Source organism: Haloechinothrix salitolerans (assembly GCF_042662605.1).
In the GTDB taxonomy this organism is placed as follows: Bacteria; Actinomycetota; Actinomycetes; order Mycobacteriales; family Pseudonocardiaceae; genus Haloechinothrix_A; species Haloechinothrix_A salitolerans.
This window is the reverse complement of record NZ_JBHSXX010000001.1, coordinates 593052-615762: the sequence shown is the minus strand read 5'-3', so window position 1 is coordinate 615762 and position 22711 is coordinate 593052. Positions and strand designations below refer to the sequence as shown.

21 protein-coding genes, 1 other RNA gene and 1 riboswitch are annotated in these 22711 nt (G+C 67.5%); of the genes, 8 read left to right on the top strand and 14 right to left on the bottom strand.

Going from position 1 to position 22711, the window contains the following annotated elements:
• Positions 1 to 23 precede the first annotated feature (23 nt).
• From ACFQGD_RS02970 to ACFQGD_RS02915, 12 genes are all read right to left on the bottom strand, one after another.
• Positions 24 to 1664 carry an ABC transporter substrate-binding protein gene (locus ACFQGD_RS02970; RefSeq protein WP_345407047.1) on the bottom strand — a complete coding sequence of 547 codons (1641 nt, stop codon included), beginning with the start codon at positions 1662 to 1664 and terminating at the stop codon, positions 24 to 26.
• 166 nt (positions 1665 to 1830) lie between these two features.
• On the bottom strand, positions 1831 to 2427 hold the full coding sequence (gene recR / locus ACFQGD_RS02965) for a recombination mediator RecR (protein ID WP_345407044.1): 597 nt from the start codon (positions 2425 to 2427) through the stop codon (positions 1831 to 1833).
• Between the two features lies 1 nt (position 2428).
• Positions 2429 to 2788, bottom strand: a complete 360-nt coding sequence (locus tag ACFQGD_RS02960; protein ID WP_345407041.1) for a YbaB/EbfC family nucleoid-associated protein — start codon at positions 2786 to 2788, stop codon at positions 2429 to 2431.
• Positions 2789 to 3120: 332 nt separating this feature from the next.
• Positions 3121 to 5253: a DNA polymerase III subunit gamma and tau gene (locus tag ACFQGD_RS02955; RefSeq protein WP_345407038.1), complete on the bottom strand. Its 2133-nt coding sequence runs from the start codon at positions 5251 to 5253 to the stop codon at positions 3121 to 3123.
• Positions 5254 to 5315: 62 nt separating this feature from the next.
• An RNA gene (gene ffs / locus ACFQGD_RS02950) (signal recognition particle sRNA small type) lies at positions 5316 to 5410 on the bottom strand.
• Positions 5411 to 5445: 35 nt separating this feature from the next.
• Positions 5446 to 6207 (bottom strand): SDR family oxidoreductase, encoded by a 762-nt coding sequence (locus ACFQGD_RS02945; RefSeq protein WP_345407035.1) that lies wholly within the window; start codon positions 6205 to 6207, stop codon positions 5446 to 5448.
• Positions 6208 to 6218: 11 nt separating this feature from the next.
• Positions 6219 to 7610, bottom strand: a complete 1392-nt coding sequence (locus tag ACFQGD_RS02940; RefSeq protein ID WP_345407032.1) for an L-serine ammonia-lyase — start codon at positions 7608 to 7610, stop codon at positions 6219 to 6221.
• Positions 7611 to 7688: 78 nt separating this feature from the next.
• A complete protein-coding gene (glyA, locus tag ACFQGD_RS02935; protein ID WP_345407029.1) occupies positions 7689 to 8957 on the bottom strand; it encodes a serine hydroxymethyltransferase in 1269 nt (422 codons plus the stop codon).
• Between the two features lie 6 nt (positions 8958 to 8963).
• Positions 8964 to 9335, bottom strand: a complete 372-nt coding sequence (gcvH, locus tag ACFQGD_RS02930; RefSeq protein ID WP_345407026.1) for a glycine cleavage system protein GcvH — start codon at positions 9333 to 9335, stop codon at positions 8964 to 8966.
• Between the two features lie 28 nt (positions 9336 to 9363).
• Positions 9364 to 10461, bottom strand: a complete 1098-nt coding sequence (gene gcvT / locus ACFQGD_RS02925; protein ID WP_345407023.1) for a glycine cleavage system aminomethyltransferase GcvT — start codon at positions 10459 to 10461, stop codon at positions 9364 to 9366.
• A gap of 191 nt (positions 10462 to 10652) precedes the next feature.
• Positions 10653 to 10746, bottom strand: a riboswitch (glycine riboswitch).
• 94 nt (positions 10747 to 10840) lie between these two features.
• Positions 10841 to 13105, bottom strand: a complete 2265-nt coding sequence (locus ACFQGD_RS02920; protein WP_345407550.1) for a heavy metal translocating P-type ATPase — start codon at positions 13103 to 13105, stop codon at positions 10841 to 10843.
• Positions 13106 to 13118: 13 nt separating this feature from the next.
• A complete protein-coding gene (locus ACFQGD_RS02915; RefSeq protein WP_345407020.1) occupies positions 13119 to 13331 on the bottom strand; it encodes a heavy-metal-associated domain-containing protein in 213 nt (70 codons plus the stop codon).
• A gap of 217 nt (positions 13332 to 13548) precedes the next feature.
• Here ACFQGD_RS02915 and ACFQGD_RS02910 point away from each other — a divergent pair, with 217 nt between their 5' ends.
• The 4 genes from ACFQGD_RS02910 to ACFQGD_RS02895 all read left to right on the top strand — a co-directional run bounded on the left by ACFQGD_RS02910 (position 13549) and on the right by ACFQGD_RS02895 (position 17700).
• Entirely contained in the window at positions 13549 to 14169 is a 621-nt protein-coding gene (locus ACFQGD_RS02910; protein ID WP_345407017.1) for a hypothetical protein, read from the top strand.
• Between the two features lie 255 nt (positions 14170 to 14424).
• A complete protein-coding gene (locus tag ACFQGD_RS02905; RefSeq protein ID WP_345407547.1) occupies positions 14425 to 15705 on the top strand; it encodes an MFS transporter in 1281 nt (426 codons plus the stop codon).
• A gap of 82 nt (positions 15706 to 15787) precedes the next feature.
• The gene (locus ACFQGD_RS02900) at positions 15788 to 17221 is read left to right on the top strand and encodes a lipase maturation factor family protein (protein ID WP_345407014.1); all 1434 of its coding nucleotides are present in this window, start codon (positions 15788 to 15790) and stop codon (positions 17219 to 17221) included.
• Between the two features lie 65 nt (positions 17222 to 17286).
• Complete coding sequence (locus ACFQGD_RS02895) at positions 17287 to 17700, top strand: putative immunity protein (protein WP_345407011.1); 414 nt, start codon at positions 17287 to 17289, stop codon at positions 17698 to 17700.
• A gap of 75 nt (positions 17701 to 17775) precedes the next feature.
• Here ACFQGD_RS02895 and ACFQGD_RS02890 read toward each other — a convergent pair whose 3' ends face one another.
• On the bottom strand, positions 17776 to 18258 hold the full coding sequence (locus ACFQGD_RS02890) for an SRPBCC family protein (RefSeq protein WP_345407008.1): 483 nt from the start codon (positions 18256 to 18258) through the stop codon (positions 17776 to 17778).
• Positions 18259 to 18442: 184 nt separating this feature from the next.
• Here ACFQGD_RS02890 and ACFQGD_RS02885 point away from each other — a divergent pair, with 184 nt between their 5' ends.
• Positions 18443 to 19903 (top strand): HNH endonuclease signature motif containing protein, encoded by a 1461-nt coding sequence (locus ACFQGD_RS02885; RefSeq protein ID WP_345407005.1) that lies wholly within the window; start codon positions 18443 to 18445, stop codon positions 19901 to 19903.
• A 14-nt stretch (positions 19904 to 19917) separates the two neighbouring features.
• Here the strand turns inward: ACFQGD_RS02885 and ACFQGD_RS02880 are convergent, their stop codons facing one another.
• Entirely contained in the window at positions 19918 to 20409 is a 492-nt protein-coding gene (locus ACFQGD_RS02880) for a pyridoxamine 5'-phosphate oxidase family protein (protein WP_345407002.1), read from the bottom strand.
• 471 nt (positions 20410 to 20880) lie between these two features.
• Between ACFQGD_RS02880 and ACFQGD_RS02875 the strand changes: the two genes are divergently transcribed.
• The 3 genes from ACFQGD_RS02875 to ACFQGD_RS02865 all read left to right on the top strand — a co-directional run bounded on the left by ACFQGD_RS02875 (position 20881) and on the right by ACFQGD_RS02865 (position 22654).
• Entirely contained in the window at positions 20881 to 21594 is a 714-nt protein-coding gene (locus tag ACFQGD_RS02875) for a DUF6008 family protein (RefSeq protein ID WP_345406999.1), read from the top strand.
• 116 nt (positions 21595 to 21710) lie between these two features.
• Complete coding sequence (locus tag ACFQGD_RS02870) at positions 21711 to 21950, top strand: hypothetical protein (RefSeq protein ID WP_345406996.1); 240 nt, start codon at positions 21711 to 21713, stop codon at positions 21948 to 21950.
• A complete protein-coding gene (locus ACFQGD_RS02865; RefSeq protein ID WP_345406993.1) occupies positions 21947 to 22654 on the top strand; it encodes a tyrosine-type recombinase/integrase in 708 nt (235 codons plus the stop codon). Before ACFQGD_RS02870 ends, ACFQGD_RS02865 begins: the two co-directional genes overlap by 4 nt.
• Positions 22655 to 22711 lie beyond the last annotated feature (57 nt).

Genomic DNA, 22711 nt, shown 5'->3' with positions numbered 1-22711 from the left:
ACGGTCGTCAAACCGTCCGCGTATTACTTGTGGATCAGGTAGTAGCGGAACACCTGGGAGGCGTCCATAGTGTCCTGCACGCCCTCGACGTCACTACGGACGAACGCCTCGGGGATGCTGACGTACAGCGGCACGATCGGCGCGTCCTCCGCGGCGATCCGCTGGATCTCCTCGAACGTCCGCATACGCTCCTCGGAGTCCGCCGCTTCCGCCGTCTGCTCATCACGGATGAGCTGGTCCATCTCGGGGTTGTCGTACATCCGCAGGAAGCTGCTCTCCGAGTGGTAGAACGGCTGGATGTAGTTGTCCGGGTCGAGGAAGTCCGGGTACCAGCCGAGCAGGAACGCCGGGTACTGCCCCGTCGGGCCAGGCGCCATGTTCGAGGTGTACTGCGCCCACTCCGAGGACTTCTGGTTGACCTCGAACGAGCCGCTCTCCTCGAGCATCCGGGTCAGCGTCTCCGCGAGTGGGGGCTCGGTCGGGCCATAGTGGTCGGTGCTGTACCAGAGGTCCAACTCGACCTTGCCGTCGATGAAGTCGCTCGGCTCCTTGTCGCTGTACTGCTCATCGAACGCGGGCACGTTCGCGTCGAAGGACGGCGGGACCATCGAGTACAGCGGCTCACCGGCGCCCCCGAGCACCTCGTCGATGATGCGGTCCCTGTCGATGGCGGCGGCGAACGCCTTGCGGACGTCAGGGTCGTCGAACGGCTCCAGCCTCGTGTTGAACACCATGTACCGGATCGAGGCACCCTCACCCTGGATGGTGTTGATGCTGTCGTCGTTCTCCAGCGACGTGCGCTGCTCCGGTGTCAGGTCACGGAAAGCGACGTCGATCTCGCCCGACTTGAGCGCGGTCACCATCTGCGCGCTCTTGTCGAAGAAACTGACCAGAACGCGGCTGTTCTTCGGCGCGTCGCCGAAGTAGTCGCCGAACGCGGCGAGCTCGATCGACTCACCTTGCCGGTTGTCCTCAAGCGTGTACGGGCCGGTCGAGACCAGGTTCTCGTTGACGTACTTCTCGTAGGTGTCATCGGTCGAGTCGTCCGGCAGCTTCTCGTCCGGCGCGGTGTACTCGCCGTCCGATGGCAGGATGGTCGCGACGTTGTAGGCCAGCTTGGACCCGAATGTGATGTCCGGTTCCTTCAGCGTGATCTCTACCGTCAGCGGGTCGGGCGCCTCGACTGAGTCGATCCCCTCCAGCAGGAAGGCCGCGCCCTCCGGGTGGTTGATGTTCAACGCGCGCTCCAGCGAGAACTTGACGTCCTCACTGGTCAGCTCGGAGCCGTCATGGAAAGTGACGCCCTCGCGCAAGGTGAAGGTGTAGGTCAGGCCGTCCTCGCTGATCTCCGGCTCCTCGGCCGCGAGATCGGGGCTCGGCGTCGTCTCACCTGGCTTGTAGCTCACCAGCGTGGAGCCGATGTTGTCGATGATGGTGCCGCAGTAGTAGCTGTAGCACTTCGCGGGATCAAGCGTGGGGACGGAATCGGTGGTACCGATGATGATGTCGCCACCTTCACCGCCGTCGCCACCGCCGCCTTGGCCGCCATCACTCTGGCACGCGCTGAGCACCATCGTGAGGGCCGCAGCACCCGCCACGGCCGCCTGCCACGGGCGCTGTTGCCCCCGTGACCGAAGCAACCGAGCCATCCGTGTTTGGGTCATCACACACCTCGGGTTGTGTCCTTGTCTGTGCGTCGGGACACACCCTAGACCTGAGCAACGCTCAGGTGTTGCTCAGGGGATCACGATCTGGCCACAGGGTTGCGGCTTAAAGCATTCATCGGACGTCATTCAGCGCAAACCGGACTGTCTCGCCCGCGCCCTTCGGCTACAACGCGCGGCGCCCGGAGAACGCGCGACCCAGCGTCAGCTCGTCCGCGAACTCCAAGTCACCGCCCATCGGCAGCCCGGACGCGAGCCGGGTGACGTTCAGCCCAGGGAAGTCGCGCAACATTCGCACCAAATACGTCGCGGTCGCCTCGCCCTCGGTGTTCGGGTCGGTCGCGATGATCACCTCGGTAACCTCGTCCGACGAGATACGCGCCAGCAGTTCCCGCATCCGCAGCTGGTCGGGGCCGACACCGGACAGCGGATCGAGCGCCCCGCCGAGCACGTGGTAGCGGCCCTTGAACTCGCGGGTGCGTTCGATCGCGAGGACGTCCTTAGGTTCCTCGACCACGCAGAGCATGGCCCCGTCGCGTCGGGTGTCGCGGCAGATGCGGCACTGCTGCTGCTCCGAGACATTGCCGCACAGCTCACAGAACCGTACGCCCTCTGTGACCTTGCCCAAGACGTCGACCAGCCGCTTGATGTCGGCCGGCTCCGAGCTGATCAGATGAAACGCGATGCGCTGCGCGCTTTTTGGCCCGACGCCGGGCAGCCTGCCCAGCTCGTCGATGAGGTCTTGAACGACGCCTTCGAACAACTCACATCCCGCCGGGAAGGCCGAGGCCGCCCAGTCCGCCCTCGCCGCCAAGGCCACCGGCGAGCGGGCCGAACTTCTCCTCGGACAACTGTTGCGCGGACGCCATCGCGTCCCGCACCGCCGCGACGACCAGGTCGGACAGCGTCTCGGTGTCGTCAGGATCGACGACGGACGGATCGATGGTGACGTCCTTCAACTCCATGCCACCAGTCACCGTCGCGGTAACAAGGCCGCCGCCAGAGGAGCCGCTGACCTCGGTGTTCGCCAGCTCCTGCTGCGCGGTCGCCAGCTGTTCCTGCATCTGCTGCGCCTGCTGCAGGATCTGCTGCATGTCGGGCATGCCGCCCCCTGGTTGCACCATCTCGGCCCTCGATCCGTTCGTTGTCACCTGATTTCGCGGCTGGTGTCCAGCCTAACCCGGTGGCAGGCAGGGACGTCGCGGTGCGCCCCCGGCGCGCCCTGGGCGCGGCGCGGCGTCCGACTCGACACGGCTGATCAACTTCTTGCCCTCGCGAGCAGTTGATCTTCTTTGTTCCTTGAGCGACCAGCAAAACCGGGCAAAATGGACAAAAATTGGTCAGCCAAGGAGTAAGGTTGATCAACTCCGCGCGGAGCGCACGACCAACGACGCCCTCACCGCGCTCAACACGGACAAACGTCCTTCGCCGCGGATGGTTCTGGTGCTACGCGATGTCAGTCGAGGCGGCGAGCGCCGAGGTGGTCGGACAGGAGCTGGTGCGCGGCGCGGCTCGGGTCTTCCGAATGGCGTGTCTCCGGCGGCGGACCGAGCGAGCTGGGCTCCTCGGTGTACATGTCCTCGTCCTCCGCTGGCTCCGGCGGCAGCGGGATGTCCGGTTCGGACTGTTCTTTCCGCTGCTGTGGACGCTCTTGCGGGCGCTCCTGCTGCGGCTGCCCACTTGGTCGCTGTGCTTGTTGCTGTGCCGGTGCTTGTTGCTGTGCCTGCTGACGAGGTTGTTGCTGCCGCGCCGCCGGAGTGCTCTGCTGGCCAGCCGCACCCTCATGTTCGCAGCGCACCTGCCAGTCCCCGCCGAGGACCTCCCGCAGCCCCGCGGCGATCTTCTCCGCGTTGGTCGGGTCGGACAGCCGCCGCGCCAGCGGTGCCGCCTTGTGGGTAAGGACAACCAGGTTGCCCTCGACACTGCGCACTCCAGCCTGGGTCAACATCGCCTCGATGCTCCGGCCGCCAGGGGTGTTGCGGATCGTGGCGAGCAGTTGCGGCCACACCCCACGCAGTCCGGTGGCGTCGATGCCGCCAGCCTGGGCGGGTGCCTCGGTCCGCGGCTCTGGCGTGGGCTGAGCAGGCTGTGCGGGCTCAGCTCGCGGGCTCGACTGGGCAGGTTGGGCAGGCTGCTGGGGCTGCGCTGGCTGCTGCGCCTGTGCCGGCCGCGGTGGCTGGGCGGACTGGTGCTGCGCGGCCTGCGACGGCTGTTGCGACGCCGAGGCCGTGCCCGGTTGCGGCGCGGCCCGCGACGCCGATGCCGACGTCGCGTCCGCCGCCGATGACTGCGCGGCCTGACCGTCCGTCGGAACCTGTGACTCCTGGCCACCTTGCTCCGGTTGCTGCGACGGCCTGCGGAACACGCGCTGCGGCTGCTCGGGCTCCGACGCGTCGGAAACCCCACCGGCACTTCCGCTCGCGGCGGCCCTGCGCTCCAACCGCTCGATGCGTTGCAGGACCGCGCTCTCACTCTGCGCGTCCGGCGCGGCGGCGGGGAGCATCATCCGTGCGCACAGCAACTCGAGCAATAGCCGGGGCGACGTCGCGCCACGCATCTCCAGTAGTCCATTGTGGACGATCTCGGCGTAGCGGGTCAGCGTCGCCGCGCCGACACGGTCTGCCTGCGCGGTCATCTTCGACAGTTCATCATCCGGCACGTTCACCAGTCCGCGGGAACCCGCGTCCGGCACCGACCGCAACAGCACCAGATCGCGCAACCGATCGAGCAGGTCGGACGCGAACCGGCGTGGATCGTGCCCGGCATCGGCAAGACGTTCCACGGTGCCGAACACCGCCGCCGCATCATCGTCGGCGAGCGCGTCCACCATGTCGTTGATCAGCGCCCGGTCGGTGACGCCGAGCAACGCGACCGCCCGGTCGTAGGTGACGCCGTCCTCACCGGCCCCGGCGAGCAGCTGGTCGAGCAGCGACTGCGTGTCGCGCGCGGAGCCACCACCCGCCCGGATGACGAGCGGATATACCGACGGCTCCACCGGAACGCCCTCGGCCTCGACGTTGCGCTCAAGCAGCTCCCGCATCGCGTTCGGCGGGATCAGCCGGAAGGGGTAGTGATGGGTGCGCGAACGGATCGTCTGCAGCACCTTGTCCGGCTCGGTCGTCGCGAACAGGAAGATCAGGTGCTCCGGCGGCTCCTCCACGATCTTGAGCAGGGCGTTGAAGCCCTGCGTCGTGACCATGTGCGCCTCATCGATGATGAACACCCGATAGCGCGACTCAGCGGGCGCGTAGAACGCCCGATCCCGCAGCTCACGGGCGTCGTCGACACCACCGTGACTGGCGGCGTCCAACTCGACGACGTCCACGCTGCCGGGGCCTTCCGGCGCGAGCGCGATGCACGAGTCGCACTTGCCACATGGGTCCGGTGTTGGCCCGTTGGCGCAGTTGAGCGAGCGAGCCATGATGCGGGCGCTGGACGTCTTGCCACAGCCACGCGGCCCAGAGAACAGGTAAGCGTGGTTGATGCGACCCGCGGCGAGCGCCGCCCGGAGCGGTTCCGTGACATGGTCCTGACCGACGACCTCGGCGAAGGTCGCCGGACGGTACTTGCGGTACAGCGCGAGAGCCACGACGCGAGCCTACCGGGAACCGGTGATCTTGGCGCTGCCGGTGCCAGCGACCGGACGAAGACATAAGGGGACCCCGCGCACCCGTCAGAGCCTGCTTATCCTTGCTGCCTTCCGGCCCTGGGGAGGTTCACAGGATGGACGCCGCACGGGGTCCGCTGCCCACTGTACAAGCAGACACGATGCCGGGTGGGATCAGGTCTCCACCCGCCACACCAAGTGGTGAGAGAACGACTCGCCGACCTCCTCGCCGTCCTCGCCGAGGAGGTTCATACCAGCGCGGAAGGCCGCGCCGACCTTGCCGGGCACCGGGATCTGGACCTGCCTGCGCGTCCGGTCGACGACCGAGGCGTATGCGTCGACGGCGTAGGCCAGGGAGACCGCCTGGGGGCCGCCGATGTCGCGCACGCGTCCGGCGGGCTCACCAGCCGCCAGCTCCGCGAGGCGCGCCGCGACGGCGTCGATGTCGACCGGCTGCACGCGGAAGTCCTTCGGGATCGGCACGATCGGCCCCTTCGTCAGCGCGTGCGCCACGGCGACTACCAGCTCCTGGAACTGCGTCGCCCGCAGGATGGTGTACGGGATGCCGGACTCCTCGATGAGCCGTTCGGTACGTCGTTTCGCCTGGTAGTAGGGGAACGGGTGGTCGTCGATACCGACGATCGAGACGTACACGATGTGCTTGACGCCGAAGCCGTGCGCGGCCTTGAGCAGCCACTTCGTGCCCTCGACGTCCACCTTGTTGAACCGGGGATGCGTCGCGCAATGGACGATCGTGTCCACGCCACGGACGGCCTCCATGACGCCGCGTCCGGTCGACAGATCGCCGCTCACCCTGCCTCGAAGCGGGAAGCGGTCGCGGGTCATCGCGCGCGTCGCCGCGCCGTTAGCCTTGAGCGCCGACACGACGTGCTTGCCCAGCTTGCCGGTCCCACCCGTCACGAGCACCGTGTCCATGTCGCGCCCCCTCAGCACTCGATCACGTTCAGCGCGAGCCCACCCCGCGACGTCTCCTTGTACTTCGTCTTCATGTCGGCGCCGGTGTCGCGCATGGTCTTGATCGCCTTGTCCAGCGACACCACGTGCGCCCCGTCGCCGCGCAGGGCCATCCGCGCCGCGTTGATCGCCTTCGTCGCCGCGATCGCGTTGCGTTCGATGCAGGGAATCTGCACCAGCCCGCCCACAGGATCGCAGGTCAGGCCGAGGTGGTGCTCCAGACCAATTTCGGCGGCGTTTTCCACGTGCGCCGGGCTACCGCCGCGCACCTCGGCTAACGCGCCCGCCGCCATCGCGCACGCCGAACCGACCTCACCCTGGCAGCCGACCTCGGCGCCGGAGATCGAGCCGGTCTCCTTGAGGATGACGCCGATGGCAGCCGCGGTCAGCAGGAACCGCCGCACACCGTCCTGGTCCGCGCCTGGCACGAACCGCACGTAGTAGTGCAGCACCGCGGGGATGATGCCCGCCGCGCCGTTGGTGGGTGCGGTGACGATCCGCCCGCCGGACGCGTTCTCCTCGTTGACAGCGAGCGCGAACAGGTTCACCCAGTCCATCGCTGTCAACGGATCATCGGAGACGCCCTCGGCGACCAGCTTGTCGTGCCACGCCTTCGCGCGCCTGGGTACCTTGAGACCGCCGGGCAGCACGCCGCCACGCAGGCATCCGCGCGCGACACAGTCCCGCATCACGCGCCAGATCTCGTCCAGGCCGTTATCGATCTCGGCGTCGGTGCGCCATGTGCGCTCGTTGCGGCGCATGATCTCGTTGATGGGCAGGCCGGTGACGTCGCAGTGCGCGAGCAGATCAGCGGCCGTGCGGAAGGGGAACTCCAACGGCGTCTCATCGCGCACCGCGATGGGCCCATCGGGTACCGACGCGTCGAGTACGAAGCCGCCGCCGATGGAGCAATACGTCCGTGCCGCCAACTCCGCCCCGGTGACATCGAACGCCGCGAAGCGCATGGTGTTCGGGTGCGCGGGACGTCCACCCGGCAGCGGGTCCCCCTTCGCACGCCGATGCAGCACGAGATCGTTGTCGGCGAACCGGATCGGATACTCGCCGAGCAACCGTAACGAGCGCTGCTCGCGGATGGCCGCGACGCGCTGATCGACGTTGTCGGTGTCGACGTCTTCCGGGGTCTCGCCCTCCAACCCAAGCAGCACGGCCTTGTCGCTGCCGTGCCCGTGGCCGGTCGCCCCGAGCGAGCCGTACAGGTGCGCCGTGACCCGCGCCGTGGCGGTCAGCGTCCCTGCCGCCGCGAGGTCATCGACAAACATCCGTGCGGCCCGCATCGGTCCGACCGTGTGGGAGCTCGACGGGCCGATGCCGATCGAGAACAGGTCGAAGACGCTGATCGCCATGGCGCCTCCTTGCGCTCATGCCGAGCGGTGGTGCTTCGCCGCCTTGTGACCAGCACATCGGCGGCGAAGCACCGTGGGTTACATCTCTGGGTAGAGCGGGTGCTTCGCTGCCAACCGTTCCACCCTCGTACGCAGCTCGGCGCGCGTCGAGTCGTCGAATTCTGGCCGCAGCGCGGTTGCGATGATGTCCGAGACCTCGGTGAAGTCGGCGTTGTCGAAGCCGCGCGTCGCCAGCGCCGGAGTGCCGATCCGCAGGCCGGACGTGACCATCGGCGGGCGCGGGTCGTTCGGCACCGCGTTGCGGTTCACGGTGATGCCGACCTCGTGCAGCCGGTCTTCGGCCTGCCGCCCGTCCAGCTCGGAGTTGACCAGGTCGACCAGCACCAGGTGGACGTCGGTGCCACCGGTCAGCACCTTGACGCCGTTGTCCGCGCAGTCCCGCCGCGAGAGCCGGTCGGCCAGGATGCGAGCGCCGTCGATGACCCGCTGCTGCCGCTCGGCGAACTCCTCGCCCGCCGCGATCTTGAACGCCACCGCCTTGGCCGCGATGACGTGCTCAAGCGGCCCGCCCTGTTGGCCGGGGAAGACCGTCGAGTTGATCTTCTTCGCCAGCTCGGAGCGGCTCAGGATGACACCGCCGCGCGGGCCACCCAGCGTCTTGTGCGTCGTGGTGGTGACGACGTCGGCGTAAGGCACCGGGTTCGGGTGCAGGCCAGCGGCGACCAGCCCGGCGAAGTGCGCCATGTCCACCATCAGCTTCGCGCCGACTTCGTCGGCGATGCGGCGGAACTCGGCGAAGTCGAGCTGGCGCGGGTACGCCGACCAGCCCGCGATAATCAGCTTGGGCTCGTTCTCCTTGGCGAGGCGCTCCACCTCGCCCATGTCGATCTTGCCTGACTCCTTGTCGACCTCGTAGGCGACAACGTTGTAGAGCCTGCCGGAGAAGTTGATCTTCATGCCATGGGTCAGGTGTCCACCGTGCGCCAGGCTCAGGCCCATGATGGTGTCGCCCGGCTCAAGCAGCGCGGCCATAGCGGCGGCGTTGGCCTGCGCGCCAGAGTGCGGCTGCACGTTGGCGTGCTCGGCCCCGAACAGCGCCTTGACCCGCTCGATAGCCAGGTTCTCGACGACGTCGACGTGCTCACAGCCGCCGTAGTAGCGCTTGGCCGGGTAGCCCTCGGCGTACTTGTTCGTCAGCACCGAGCCCTGCGCCTCGAGCACGCCGACCGGCGCGAAGTTCTCCGAAGCGATCATCTCAAGGGTGGATTGCTGACGACGCAGCTCGGCATCGACCGCTGCCGCGACCTCCGGATCGACTGTGGACAAGTCGGCATCAAATGTGGACAACCCAGCTCACTCCTTAATGATCTCTGCGTAATCGGCTGCGTCGAGTAGCTCCGGCAGCTCGCCGACACGCACGCGGAACAGCCAGCCATCGCCGTACGGGTCGCTGTTGACCAGCTCAGGCGTGTCCCTGATGTCCTCGTTGACCGCGACGACCTCACCGGTGGCCGGGGCGTACAGCTCACTGACCGACTTGGTCGACTCCAGCTCGCCACACGGCTCACCCGCGCTGATCTCATCGCCTTGGTCCGGCAGCTCCACGAACACGATGTCACCGAGCGAGCTCTGCGCGAAGTCGGTCACGCCGACGGTGGCGACGTCGCCGTCCAGCGCCAGCCACTCGTGCTCTTCGGTGTATTTGAGGTGCTCTGGGATGTCCATTGCTCGCAATCGTTCCTTTCGGCAGGGGTCAGGATCGCTGGTAGAAGGGCAGGGCAACCACCTCGACCGGCAGTGCCTTGCCCCGCACGTCGACGTGCAGGCTCGTGCCAGGCTCGCGGCACTCGGCGGAAACATAGGCCATCGCGATCGGATAACCCAGCGTTGGCGACAGCGCGCCGCTGGTGATCTCACCGATCTCGGTGGTGCCGTCCGGGCCGAGCACAGCGTAACCGGCGCGTGGCGCGCGACGTCCGGTGCCGGTCAGACCAACGAGCACCCTGCTCGGCTGCTGCTTGGCGCGCTCGGCGAGCGCGGCGCGACCGACGAAGTCGCCTTCCTTCTCGAACTTCACCAGCCGATCGAACCCGGCGTCGAACGGTGTGAGCCGTGCGGACAGCTCGTGCCCGTAGAGCGGCATCCCTGCCTCCAGCCGGAGCGTGTCGCGGCAGGCAAGCCCCGCGGGCAGCAGACCGTGCGGCTCACCGGCCGCCTCCAGCGTCCGCCACACCTGTTGCGCCTGCTCGGGGGCGCAGTACAGCTCGAAACCGTCCTCGCCGGTGTAGCCGGTGCGGGCCAGCAGCAGGTCGATGCCATCGACCGTCGCGGGCATGCTGGCGTAGTAGCGCAACGACTCCAGGTCGGCGTCGCTCACGGCACGCACGATCGCCGCCGACTTCGGGCCCTGCACCGCGATCAGCGCGTACTCGGTGGAGCGGTCGGTGACGGTCGCTTCGAACTTCTCCGCTCGTTCGACCAGCGCGGATGCGACGACACCCACGTTCGCGGCGTTCGCGACGACGAGGTAACGCTCCTCACCAAGCCGGTAGGTGACCAGGTCGTCCAGCACGCCGCCGTCGGCGTCGCACAGCATGCTGTAGCGGGCGCGGCCCACCTTGACGGCGGAGAGCTTACCGATTAGCGCGTAGTCCAGGACCTGCGCGGCCTCCGGCCCGGTGATCTCGATCTCGCCCATGTGCGAGAGGTCGAACAGGCCGGCGGCCTCGCGGACCGCGCGGTGTTCGGCCAGCTCACTGCTGTAACGGACGGGCATGTTCCAGCCAGCGAAGTCGGTGAACGACGCGCCGAGCGCGGCGTGCACCTCGTGCAACGGAGACGGCGTGCTCATGCCGGGTACTCCTCGGGAGCGCGCGGTACCGGATGATGCGGTGGTGACGAAACGGACATCTGGGAGCTCCTCGGTCAGTGGATAGGAACTCCCCCTCTGTCATGAACCTGAGAGCTTCACCGGCCACGCTTCATGCGCGGACGGCTTGCACCGTGGGTGAGGCGCTTGAGCGCCTGCTTTTCAGAGTGGCCTGGCCTGAAGCGGTATGGGTACCTGAGAGTTTGGCGGGGAGCTTGCTCCTTCGGCGCCTCGCTGCGAACACGAGGACTCTCCCGCTCCGGCTCATGCGGCCCGTTATGGAGTTGTCGTCGGGATCAACGTACGCGCCGAGGCCTCAGACGTCTACTCCCCGACGTCGGAGGTGTGGTGAAGGCCGCTTTCAGCGCACGGCGGCACGGAACCGGCGCAACCGGAGCGAGTTCGACACGACGAACACCGACGAGAACGCCATCACCGCACCGGCGAGCATCGGGTTGAGCAGCCCGGCCGCCGCCACCGGCAACGTCGCGACGTTGTAGGCGAACGCCCAGAACAGATTGCCCTTGATCGTGCCGAGCGTGCGCCGTGACAGCCGGATCGCGTCCGCCGCCGCGCGCAGGTCGCCACGCACCAGCGTGAGGTCGCCCGCCTCGATCGCGACGTCCGTGCCGGTACCCATCGCGAGACCGAGGTCCGCCGTAGCCAGCGCGACCGCGTCGTTGACGCCGTCGCCGACCATCGCCACGACCTTGCCCTCGGACCGCAATCGGCTCACGACGTCGGCCTTGTCCTTCGGCAACACCTCGGCGATCACCTCGTCGATGCCAACCTGCGCCGCCACCGACCGTGCGACGGCTTCGTTGTCCCCGGTCAGCAGCACCGGCGTGAGTCCGAGACCCCGTAGCATTCCGATCGCCTCGGCCGAGGTGTCCTTCACGGTGTCCGCCACGACCAGCAACCCGCGCGCCTGACCGTCCCAGGCGACGGCGATCGCCGTGCTCCCCTCGGCCTCGGCCGCGCGCTTGGCGGCGAGCAGTTCCTCCGGCAGCGGCTGGCTCCAGTCGTCCAGCAGCGACTGCCGCCCGACAAGCACCGCATGCCCGTCAACAACGCCCTGCACACCGAGGCCTTCCAGGTTGGTGAAGTCCTCAACAGTGCCGAGGTCCCCGACTTTGTCCCGCGCGCCGCGCGCGATGGCCTGCGCGATCGGATGCTCGGACGCGTTCTCCACCGCGCCCGCGAGTCGCAACACGTCGGTGACGTCGACATCCTCGGCAGCGTGGACGTCGACCAGCGCCATCCGTCCGGTGGTCACGGTGCCGGTCTTGTCCAGCACAACGGTGTCCACCTTGCGGGTGGACTCCAGTACCTCAGGCCCCTTGATCAGGATGCCGAACTGCGCGCCACGCCCGGTGCCGACCAGCAGCGCCGTCGGTGTCGCCAAGCCGAGCGCGCACGGGCACGCGATGATCAGCACCGCGACGGCGGCGGTGAACGCCGCCTGCACACCGCCACCGGAAAGCAGCCAGTACGCCAGCGTGCCCGCCGCGAGCAGCATCACGATCGGCACGAACACCGCGGAGATCCGGTCCGCCAACCGTTGGACGGCTGCCTTGCCGCTCTGCGCGTCCGCGACCAGCTTCGCCATCTGCGCGAGCCGCGTGTCCGAACCGACCCGCTCCGCGCGGACGACGAGCCTGCCCGCCGCGTTGACCGTGCCGCCGGTGACCGTGTTACCCGCGACGACCTCGACCGGCACGGACTCGCCCGTCAGCATGCTCTCGTCGATGGCGGAGCTGCCATCGACCACCACGCCGTCGGTGGCGATCTTCTCGCCAGGCCGGATGACGAAGTGGTCGCCGACCGCGAGCTGGTCCACCGGAATCCGCTGCTCGACGCCGTCCCTGAGCACCGAGACGTCCTTGGCGCCCAGTTCAAGCAGCGCTCGCAACGCCGCACCGGCCCGCCGCTTGGCGCGAGCCTCGAAGTAGCGCCCCGCCAGGATGAACGTCGTCACGCCCGCCGCGACCTCGAGGTAGATCGCCGCGGCGCCGTCGCCCCGCTGGATGGTGAACTCGAACGGGTGGGTCATGCCAGGCATGCCGGCACCACCCCACAACAGCGCGTACAGCGACCACAGGTAGGCCGCGATGGTGCCCATCGAGATGAGGGTGTCCATCGTGGCGGTGCCGTGGCGCAGGTTCTTCACCGCCGCGCGGTGGAACGGGAACCCGCCCCACGCGACGACCGGACTCGCCAGCGTCAGCGAGATCCACTGCCAGTAGGTGAACTGGAGCGCGGGCACCATCGCGAGCAGGATGACCGGCACTGACAACGCCGCCGAGATCAGCAACCGGTCGCGGGCGGCGCGCGTCTCGCCATCGGCCTTGGCGTCGTGCCAGCCCTCCGCACCGTCGACATCGTCGGCGGTACGCTTCGGCTCCGGAAGCGTCGCGGAGTACCCCGCCGCGGAGACCGTGTCGAGCAGTGCCGTGGGGTCGAGTTCCGCCGGGTAGCTGACGGCAGCCGTCTCCGTGGCGTAGTTGACCGTGGCGTGCACGCCGTCGAGCTTGTTCAGCTTGCGCTCGATCCGGTTCGCGCACGACGCGCAGGTCATGCCCTGGATGGCGAGTTCGACATCGGCCGTCGCCGGTTCCTGTCGCATGGTGCTCACCGGGTCACTCCTGACTGACCAGCTCGTAGCCCGCCTCGGTCACGGCGGCACGGATCTGGTCCTCCGACACGGGCGCCTCGCTGGTGACGGTAACCGCGCCGGTCGGCAGGTCCACGGCGACGTCCGTGACGCCGAGAACCTCGCTGACCTCCTCGGTCACCGACTGCGCGCAGTGGCCGCAAGTCATGCCGGAAACGGTGTAGGTCGCGGTAGCCATGACAGTCCTCCTGTGTCGCCTGGTTCGAATATACCCCTCACGGGTATCTACTAAACCAGGACCATATACCCCTTGGGGGTATGAGTTCAACCCGGGGGAGACGTCACGCGCATCGCGGCCGCACGTCGCGACTGTAGGGGTGCAACCTCGCGCGCCTCATCGCCGTCAGGTAAACAACAAGGCAGCGAATCGGGGGCGGGACCATGGGGAGGATTCGGTGATACGAACGAGGACGATAGGCGCGGTTCTGGCGACGACCGCGCTCGCGGGATTACTGCAGCTGGTCACGACGCTGGGCGCGGCACCAGCACTGGCGTGCACGTGCGCACCGATGACGGACGCGGAGTTCGCCGACAGCGCCGACGTGATCTTCGCGGGCACCCTGCTCGACCGGCGAGAACCAGACCAAGGCGGGACCGTCTCCAGCACCGACCCGGTCACGTTGACGTTCGCCGTCTCGGAGGTCTACAAGGGTCAGGTAGGCACGATGACACAGGTGCGCACCGCCCGCTCAGGCGCAAGCTGCGGCCTAGAGATCGACGGCGAAGGCCCGTTCCTGGTGTTTACCCAGTTCGGCAAGAAGGGGCTGACCGCGTCGCTGTGCGGGGGCACTCGCGACCTACCAGAGACGGTGCCCGCCGTCATCGGCGAGGGTCGACCACCCGCGGGCAGCGGCGGCACCGAAAAGGTAACCCACGAAGAGGCGACCGGCACCCAGGCTGACGCCGACACCGAGACCGCCTGGCTGTGGGCCATCGGCGGCGTCGCGGCACTCGGGCTCGCCGGATGGCTGGGCATCTACCTGCGACGACGCGGCACGACCGACTCCGACAACTGAGTCATGGCGAGTAGCTTCGCATGTAGTGCGGTACTCGCCGCTAGCCGGAAGGGCTGGTCGAGCAGCAGGCGGCGCATGATCTTCCCGCGGCGCGTCGGCATGGCGATGCGAACTGGTACGGGTGTGCCTAAATCACACCTCTCTCGCTTTAATTAGCAACGCTAATGAGCTAAACTAACTACCGGCAGGCCTGCTTACCCGCGCCGCCAGCCGTTCCGATTCACCGCCGGACCGAGCCGTGAAGGAGAGTTTCCGCTGCTGCGCAAAGCCCCGTCATCGAAGTCCATGTTCCGGTCACTGCGCCACCGCGACTACCGACTGTTCTGGTTCGGCATGGTGATCTCCAACATCGGCACCTGGATGCAGCGGGTCGCGCAGGACTGGCTGGTGCTCGTCGTCCTCGGCGGCGGCGCCGAAGCCGTCGGCATCACCACGGGGCTCCAGTTCCTCCCTTTCCTGCTGGTCACCCCGTTTGGCGGCCTGCTGGCCGATCGGCTCCCGAAGCGGACGCTGCTGCTGGCGACCAACAGCTTCATGGGCGCCACCGGCCTCACCCTCGGCCTTCTCGTCGTCACTGGAACGGCACAGATCTGGCACGTCTACGTCCTGGCGTTCCTGCTCGGCGTCGGCACCGCCCTGGACAACCCGGCGCGCCAGGCGTTCGTCGGCGAGTTGGTCGACAACGGCGAACTCGCCAACGCCGTCGCGCTCAACAGCGCGTCGTTCAACGCCGCCCGCCTCATCGGCCCCGGCGTCGCCGGCGTGCTGATCGGCACCATCGGCACCGGCCCGGTGTTCCTACTCAACGCCGTCTCGTTCGGCGCGCCGGTGGTGGCCTTGATGCTGCTGAGCAAGCCGGCCCCTGCGGCGACGTCGACAGTGAACGGCGCGGGTGCGTTCGCACGACTCGCCGAGGGCGTGCGCTACGTGCGCGGCCGACCGGATCTCATGCTCGTGCTGCTTGTGATGTTCGGGATCGGCACGTTCGGACTGAACTTCCAGATGACGATGGCCCTGATGGCCACCGCGATCTACGACAAGGGCCCACACGCCTACGGCATGCTCGGCTCGATCCTGGCTATCGGCAGCTTGTCCGGCGCGCTGCTCGCGGCACGTCGGACGACACCGAGGCAGCGGCTGGTCGTCGGCGGCGCGATCGCGTTCGGTGTACTGGAGGTGGCCGCCGGGTTGATGCCGAACTACGCGCTGTTCGCCGTCTCGCTCGTGCCGATCGGCGTGCTGTCCATGACCACACTGACCGCGGCCAACGGTTACATCCAGACCACCGTGCCAGCCCACATGCGCGGGCGGGTGTTGTCGCTGTACGTGATGATCCTGATGGGCGGTACCCCGGCTGGGGCGCCGGTGATCGGCTGGGTGGCTGAACTGTTCGGCGCGCGCTGGTCGTTGCTCGGCGGCGGCATCCTGACGATCGCCTGCACGGTTCTCGCCGTGCTGTTGCTCGCCCGGCCGATCGGCGTCGACCTGCGCGCGGTCTTGCGGCAACGCCCGGTAGCGACACACACCGCGCCGTAACCTCCCATAGAACACTGAACGGCGTCGCCTGTTTGCCGTTTCGCTGCTGCACGACGTCTCCTGGCGCGCGAAAATCGGGGAGGTGAGCTGGGATTGGTTCGCGGACCCGACGTACTGGACATCACGCCTGGTGTTCCAGCGCTTGCTGGCTGCCCTGTACCTGGTGGCGTTCCTGGTCGCGGTCAACCAGTTTCGCGCGCTGCTCGGCGAACGCGGCCTGACCCCGATCCCGCGTTTCCTCGCCGCACGTGGCTTCCGTCAGGCACCGAGCATCTTCCACTGGCACTACTCGGACCGGTTCTTCGCGGCGGTGGCGTGGCTCGGAGTCGTCGTGTCCTCGGCGCTGTTGCTCGGCATCGCGGACCTGCTGCCGGTGTGGGGCTACATGCTGCTGTGGGCGGTGCCGTGGGTGCTCTACCTGTCGATCGTCAACGTCGGGCAGATCTGGTACTCGTTCGGCTGGGAGTCGCTGCTGCTTGAGACCGGCTTCCTGGCGATCTTCCTCGGCCCGGCGTCCGTCGAACCCCCGGTACTGACGCTGTGGCTGTTGCTGTGGCTGCTCTTCCGCGTCGAGTTCGGCGCCGGGATGATCAAGATGCGCGGGGACCCGTGCTGGCGTGACCTGACCTGCCTGTACTACCACCACGAGACCCAGCCGATGCCTGGACCGCTGAGCTGGTACTTCCACCAACTGCCGAAACCATTGCACCGGATCGAGGTCGCGGCCAACCACGCTACGCAGCTCGTGGTGCCATTCGTGCTGTTCGCACCGCAGCCCGCCGCCACGGTCGCCGCCGCGATCATCATCGTGACGCAATGCTGGCTGGTGGCGTCCGGCAACTTCGCCTGGCTGAACGTCGTCACGATCACCATCGCGGTGTCCGCTGTGGACGGTTCGCTGATCTGGTCCGCGCCGGACGACCTCGCCGCGCCGCCGATGTGGTTCAACGGCGTCGTGATCGGCGTGACCCTGCTGACCGTGGTGCTCAGCTACTGGCCGGTGCGCAATCTACTCGGCGGCACGCAGCTGATGAACTTCAGCTTCAACAAGTACCACCTGGTCAACACCTACGGCGCGTTCGGCTCGGTCACGCGGCGCCGCACCGAGGTGATCATCGAGGGTGCGGCGGACACCGACGACCCGGAGTGGCGCGAGTACGAGTTCAAGGGCAAGCCGGGCGATCCCTATCGACGTCCCCCGCAGGTAGCGCCCTATCACCTGCGACTGGACTGGCTGCTGTGGTTCGCCTCGCTGTCGCCGCGCTACGGCTCCGGCTGGCTGCCCGCGCTGGTCGGCAAACTACTCACCGGTGATCGAACGACGCTGAAGCTGGTGCGCCATAACCCGTTTCCGGACGAACCGCCCGAGGTGGTGCGGGCACGGCTGTTCCACTACCGCTACACCACCCGCGCGGAACGGAAGGAAACCGGCGCCTGGTGGGTGCGCGAGCCGATCGGCACCGTGGTGACGCCGTGCCGCCTCAGCGCGGACGGCAGCGCTAAGCCGGTGCGGTGAACAGGGGTAGCCAGCGCCGGTCATCCTCGGCACCCTTGAGGATCACGCCAGCCGCAGGGAGAACCATGACGCTCGACGAACCCGACCACAGGGCGCTGGCGGGCTGGGCCGCCGACTGCGCGGCACGCGTGCTCCCGACGTTCGAGCGGCACCGTCCGCAGGACTACCGGACACGGGACGCCGTCGAAGCCGCCCGCGCATGGGCACAGGGCAAGATCACGGTCAGCGAGGCGCGTGCCGCCGCGTTCGCCGCCCATGCCGCGGCCCGCGACGCCGGACATCCTGCCGCACGGTCCGCGGCTCACGCCGCTGGTCATGCGGCCGCGACCGCACACGTCGCCGACCACGCCAGACACGCGGCCACCTATGCCGCCGCGTGCGTCCAGGGCGATGCGGCTGTGCGGGAACGCGAGCAGCAGTACCAGGAACTGCCGGAGCACCTACGATCGGTGGTGTATCCGGCGCCGGTACGGCGATGAGCGGACGTTCCGGGCGTGGTGGCCGGGTACCTGCGGCGCTTGGGTCGCTGCGGTGCCGCGCACCGTTGTGCGGCGTCAGCCCCGCTTGGCCGCCAGCGACTCGGCGTGTTCCTTGAGCTTCGTCAGCGTGCGCTCGATATTGGCCTGGTTGTGGCGGTCCCGGTCCTTGATGCCAAGGAACAGCCGGTTCACCGTCATCGTCACCGGACGCGGGATAAGGCGCCGCGTGCTCTCGGTTACCCGGCAGCCGGTGTCGGTCGGCTCGATCTGATACCGCCACAACGCGGACGGCACGCCACCGATTCGCACCTGGAAGGCGAACTCCCGGCCGGGGTCCGCGGCCGTCACGACGCAGAGGCTGCCCCACTTACGCTTCTTGTGCTCGTTGCGCCCCTTGAATTTCGCGCCAACAGCCGGGCCGGTCGTACCGCCAGTCCAGGCGCACCGCTCGATCTCGGCCGCCCATTCCGGAAGGTTTTCGACATCGGAGACCAGTTCGTACACAAGCTCGGGCGACGCGGCGATGTCGATCGAACCCTGCGCGGTCGGTTCAGCCACGGAAGCCTCCTCGTCGAGTAGTGGCATCACGATGCGAATCAGTGTAAAGCTACGCGGCAGTAACGTGACTGCTGCCCGCGAGTGGCACCATTGGCAGGCTGGATCCTCACCCATCCGCGTTGACCTGCGCCGATGCCTCCTTACCTCGACGCGCCGTTACCACATCGTGACTATAATCGAACACGTGAGCGATGCTCTTCGGCTGGATCCGTCGCTGGGATGCCGTCCCAGCGACGCCGACTGGCATGACCACGATGCGCTCACCCTGGACAACGGCGATATCGACCTCTTGTCGGACACCGACACGCTGTCCGCGCTCGACTCGCTGCGTAAGCTCCGCGCCCGCGCCGGAGCGATCGAAGCGCGCCTTCTCGCCCGCTTCGAGAGTCTGCGCGACGACGCACCCGGCACCGATGACGAGGTCGCCTACGCCCTGCGGATCACTCGCCACCAGGCTGCCGACCGCCGCAGCCAGGCGAACCAGCTCGTTCACCGCCACCCCGTGCTACTGGCCGCGATGCACGATGGAGACGTCGAGCCGTTTCCCGCCAGTCGCGTCCTCGACCTCACCGTCCACCTCGATGACGAGACCGCCCGCCAGGTCGATGAGCGGCTCGTCGGGCGTCTCGCTGGCAAGAACCCCACCGAGGTACGTCGCGTCGCCCGCCGCGCCGTCCACGCCGTCGACCCCGATGGCCTCGCCGATCGAGCACGCCGCGCCCGCACGGGACGTAAGGTCGAACTCCTGCCTGGCGAAGACACCATGTCCCGGCTCAACGCCCAGCTTCCCGCGGAGGCCGCGAGCGCCGCCTACAACAGCATCGACGCCGAAGCCCGGCGCCGGCGCCGCCAAGGCGACGACCGTACTCTCGACCAGCTCCGCGCCGACATCCTTATCCACCGGCTTCTTCGCCCAGGGAACGCACTCAGCGGTGAGACCAACGACTGCGCGAACGGCACGACCAGCGGGTTGTCACCAGCGGCGATGGTCTACCTCCACATGCCAATCGACGCCGCGCTGGGCATCACCGATGACGGCTGCGAACTCGCCGGGTACGGCCAGATTCCTGGCCCGATCGCGCGCCACATCATGTGCGAACCCGGCAGCATCTGGCGCAAAGTGATCTGCGATCCCGCCACTGGCGCCCCGCGCGACCTCGGCCGCAGCCGTTACCGTCCCAACGCCACCATTCGTGAGGTCATCCACGCCCGTGACCGCGAATGCGCCATTCCCGGATGTCACCGCACCGCGCAACACTGTCACTTCGACCACGTCCGCAGCCATAGCACCGGTGGCGACACCAGCGTCGACAACGGCGAAGCCGCCTGCGCTTACCACAACAACCTGAAGGAAGAACCCGGCTGGCGCATCGAGTTCAGCCCCGATGGGACGACCGCCACCATCATCACTCCCACCGGTCAGCGCATCACGCGACGACGCCGGCCAGTCCTGAAACCAAGAGCAACACCCAAGCCAGCGACACCGAAGCGCGGTGCCGCTACGGAAACGAACTCGCCGCCGGAACCATCGACCACCGAGTCAACAAAACCGCCGTACACACAGGACACATCCGACGCGTCGAACACTGCGACAAGACCAGCCGGCATTCCCGAACCCCGACAACCTGACGACCCGCCCTTTTGACGACGAGCCGCCAGTTACGTCTTCTGGACCACGCGCTCCGGCTCGCCTGGCTTCCAGATGGTGATCTCCAGGCGGTCGTCCACAATCTCGACCGACGACGCCCCGGTCAGGTCGGCGGCGTAGAAGGGGTGGAACTCCTGCCCACGCAGGTCGAGACCGATGTCCTCGAACAGGTGGGCGGCGAACCGCTGCTGCAACTCTGTGTCCTGGACGTCGCGAACGACGCCCCACACCTTCGCGTCGCCGTCCGTCACCTGTGTATCAACGGTCGCGGTATGCAGGCAGAAGCGCGGATCACGAGCCAGATCGCGGAACTTCGTCGTGTCCGGCATGCCTACGAGCCACATCTCGCCCTCGAACACTCTCGGCTCCATCGGACTGATCCGGGGCGATCCGTCCGCGCGGATCGTCGCCAGCATGCACAGATTGCTGGTCGCTGCGTGGCGCCGCGTGAAGATCTCGGCGATCCTCGGCGCGGCGGCGGTGAACTCCGTCCAAGTCGTCATGCGAGTGACGGTACGGCCGCCCACCGACAGACCCACGTCAGTGGATCATGAGAATTTCCGGCGATCCGTGCAACCACAGAGCATCAAGATCGGGTGGCTCACTGCTCCAACGTCACATGTTGCTCATCTAACGGCTAGTCGTGACTGACCTTGGCGAATTCCTCGGAAACACGCTCTGACCTCAGTGAACACCCCTCGCCAGTTCTCGCGGGTTCTCCCCTGTGCCTGACGCAAGACGGCCTGTATGCGGCCTGGAGGACGATCACCACGCTGCCAGCAACGAGCAGCGGGGTAGCGACCTCGTGATCCTGGGTCTCTGGTGGTCCTGGTCGTTGCGCTCGCGGTCCCCACATCTACACGCCCGGGTCACTAGGCTCAGCAATTTGGCGGTAGTGGTGGTGTTCCGCCCTGCTTACCGTTGGTGACGGTGGCCGCACTCAGCGCCGCGCGTAGGTAGGAGGTGGACCTATGATGGGTGGTCCGGCATCGGTCCTCGACACGCTGGGGGCGGTTGCCCTGCTCGCGTGGACCGTGGCTATGTGGGTGGCCGTAGCCGTGCTCGCGTACGCGAACCGCAGACCGGTGCGGCCGTGGATTTACCGTGCGGCGGCTGGTCAGATCTTCCTCGGCATCCTCGGACAGTTGGGCCATTTCCAGGAGCACATTGCCCAGGTCGGTTACTGGGTGGCCAACCCGAACGCACCCGCCTGGATGACTCCGTGGGGCACCGGGCTCGCCGACGGCTTTGGCCAGGTGGACCAGTCGAAGCCATCGCTGGGCATGGAGATCCTGCACTTCGCGGGCAATTTGCTGTTCCTGGCAGGCATCGTCGGGGTCATGTTGATCACTCATCGGGCGGTGAAATCCAAGGCACGCAAGTGGGCGAGGATGGGCGTGTTGATGCAGGGCATCCACGGCGTCGAACACCTCGTGCTCATGCTGACGGTATGGCTGGGCGCCTCGCAGGCTATCGGGCTGTCCACGTGGTTCGGCCTGCTCGATCCCGGACCTGGCCTGTGGACGTACCGCATCTGGTGGCACTTCATCGCCAACGTCATCGGCTCAGTGATCTTCGCGATCGCGGTGTACCACCTCTGGCGTGAACGCCGCCAGATCGCCGCCACCTATCAGCCAGGCTCCGCCACGCAGAGCGAGCCCGCATCCGAACCAGCATTGAGCCGGTAGCCACCCAGGTCCCGCAACCAACGGAAACCGGACGGCCCACGGCCCAGCACACCGCCCACTCCTCCCCGTCCCCTTCGTCCTTGCCTTCTCGTAGCGCCGTGGCGATGGTGTCAAGGGTGCGCGACAGCGCATCGCGTAGCGACGCCGGAGGCGCCCTTGATGCCGCCGTCGCGGCGTTCGATCATCCGGGGACGAAGGCGGCGGGGAGCCAGGGTGACGCGCGGTTGCCAAGGTGGGTCGAACGATCGTGGCGTGCTGGTCCGTCGTGCGGTGGCGGGCCGCCGGAGCCGGGCATCAGCAGGAGGCGACCGGCGGCCCGCTGGCGGCGCGCGGAGCGCGCCACCCTTGAAGCGTGAAGCGGCCACGAATGAATCGGCAACAGGTCGTGCCGTGGTCTCGCGAGCGAGCGAAGGCTGTGCGCAACGAGTTGCCCGACCGTTTCAAGCCTGCGGTCGATGTTCCGGCCGGTATCGGCGTACGCAAGGGAGAACTGTTCGCGTTCTCGCTTGATGACGTCGATCGCGACCGAGCGGTCGTCCACGTGTGTCGGCAAGTGCGCCTCGTTGCAGGCAAGCCGGTGTTCGCATTGCCCAAAGGCGGCAAGACACGCGAAGTACCGATCGGCGGCGCGTTGCTCGCCCAGCTCGACGCTTGTGCGGACCAGTTTCCAAGCACCCCGGTCACGCTGCCGTGGTCACACCCGGACGGCAAGGCAACGACGGTGAACCTGCTGATGGTTGACAAGGTTGGGCGAGTCCTGACGCCGAAGGAGATGGACAAGATCTGGATTCCCGCGCTCAAGGCTGCCGGGGTCGATCCGCACACGCGCGCAGACGGTATCCACGCGCTGCGGCACCTCTATGCGTCGGTGCTGCTCGATGCTGGCGAGTCAATCAAAGCTCTGTCGAAATACCTCGGCCACTCCGACCCAGGCTTCACCCTGCGCGTGTACACCCACCTCATGCCGAACAGCCACGAACGCACTCGCCGTGCCATTGACGTGTTCTTCGCCAAGGGCCTCGGCTTCGCGGCCGTGGGCGAGGTCGCTGATGCGGCATGACGGCCTCACGACGGCCTGAGGCCCGCTGTGACCATAGAAACGCCAGGTCACAGCGGG

Excerpts from the sequence above, each read along its gene's own strand:
- ACFQGD_RS02970 (WP_345407047.1), bottom strand. The coding sequence starts at position 1,664 with ATGACCCAAACACGGATGGCTCGGTTGCTTCGGTCACGGGGGCAACAG.
- ACFQGD_RS02960 (WP_345407041.1), bottom strand. The coding sequence starts at position 2,788 with ATGGTGCAACCAGGGGGCGGCATGCCCGACATGCAGCAGATCCTGCAG.
- ACFQGD_RS02945 (WP_345407035.1), bottom strand. The coding sequence starts at position 6,207 with ATGGACACGGTGCTCGTGACGGGTGGGACCGGCAAGCTGGGCAAGCAC.
- ACFQGD_RS02940 (WP_345407032.1), bottom strand. The coding sequence starts at position 7,610 with ATGGCGATCAGCGTCTTCGACCTGTTCTCGATCGGCATCGGCCCGTCG.
- gcvH (WP_345407026.1), bottom strand. The coding sequence starts at position 9,335 with ATGGACATCCCAGAGCACCTCAAATACACCGAAGAGCACGAGTGGCTG.
- gcvT (WP_345407023.1), bottom strand. The coding sequence starts at position 10,461 with ATGAGCACGCCGTCTCCGTTGCACGAGGTGCACGCCGCGCTCGGCGCG.
- ACFQGD_RS02920 (WP_345407550.1), bottom strand. The coding sequence starts at position 13,105 with ATGCGACAGGAACCGGCGACGGCCGATGTCGAACTCGCCATCCAGGGC.
- ACFQGD_RS02915 (WP_345407020.1), bottom strand. The coding sequence starts at position 13,331 with ATGGCTACCGCGACCTACACCGTTTCCGGCATGACTTGCGGCCACTGC.
- ACFQGD_RS02895 (WP_345407011.1), top strand. The coding sequence starts at position 17,287 with ATGACGCTCGACGAACCCGACCACAGGGCGCTGGCGGGCTGGGCCGCC.
- ACFQGD_RS02880 (WP_345407002.1), bottom strand. The coding sequence starts at position 20,409 with ATGACGACTTGGACGGAGTTCACCGCCGCCGCGCCGAGGATCGCCGAG.
- ACFQGD_RS02875 (WP_345406999.1), top strand. The coding sequence starts at position 20,881 with ATGGGTGGTCCGGCATCGGTCCTCGACACGCTGGGGGCGGTTGCCCTG.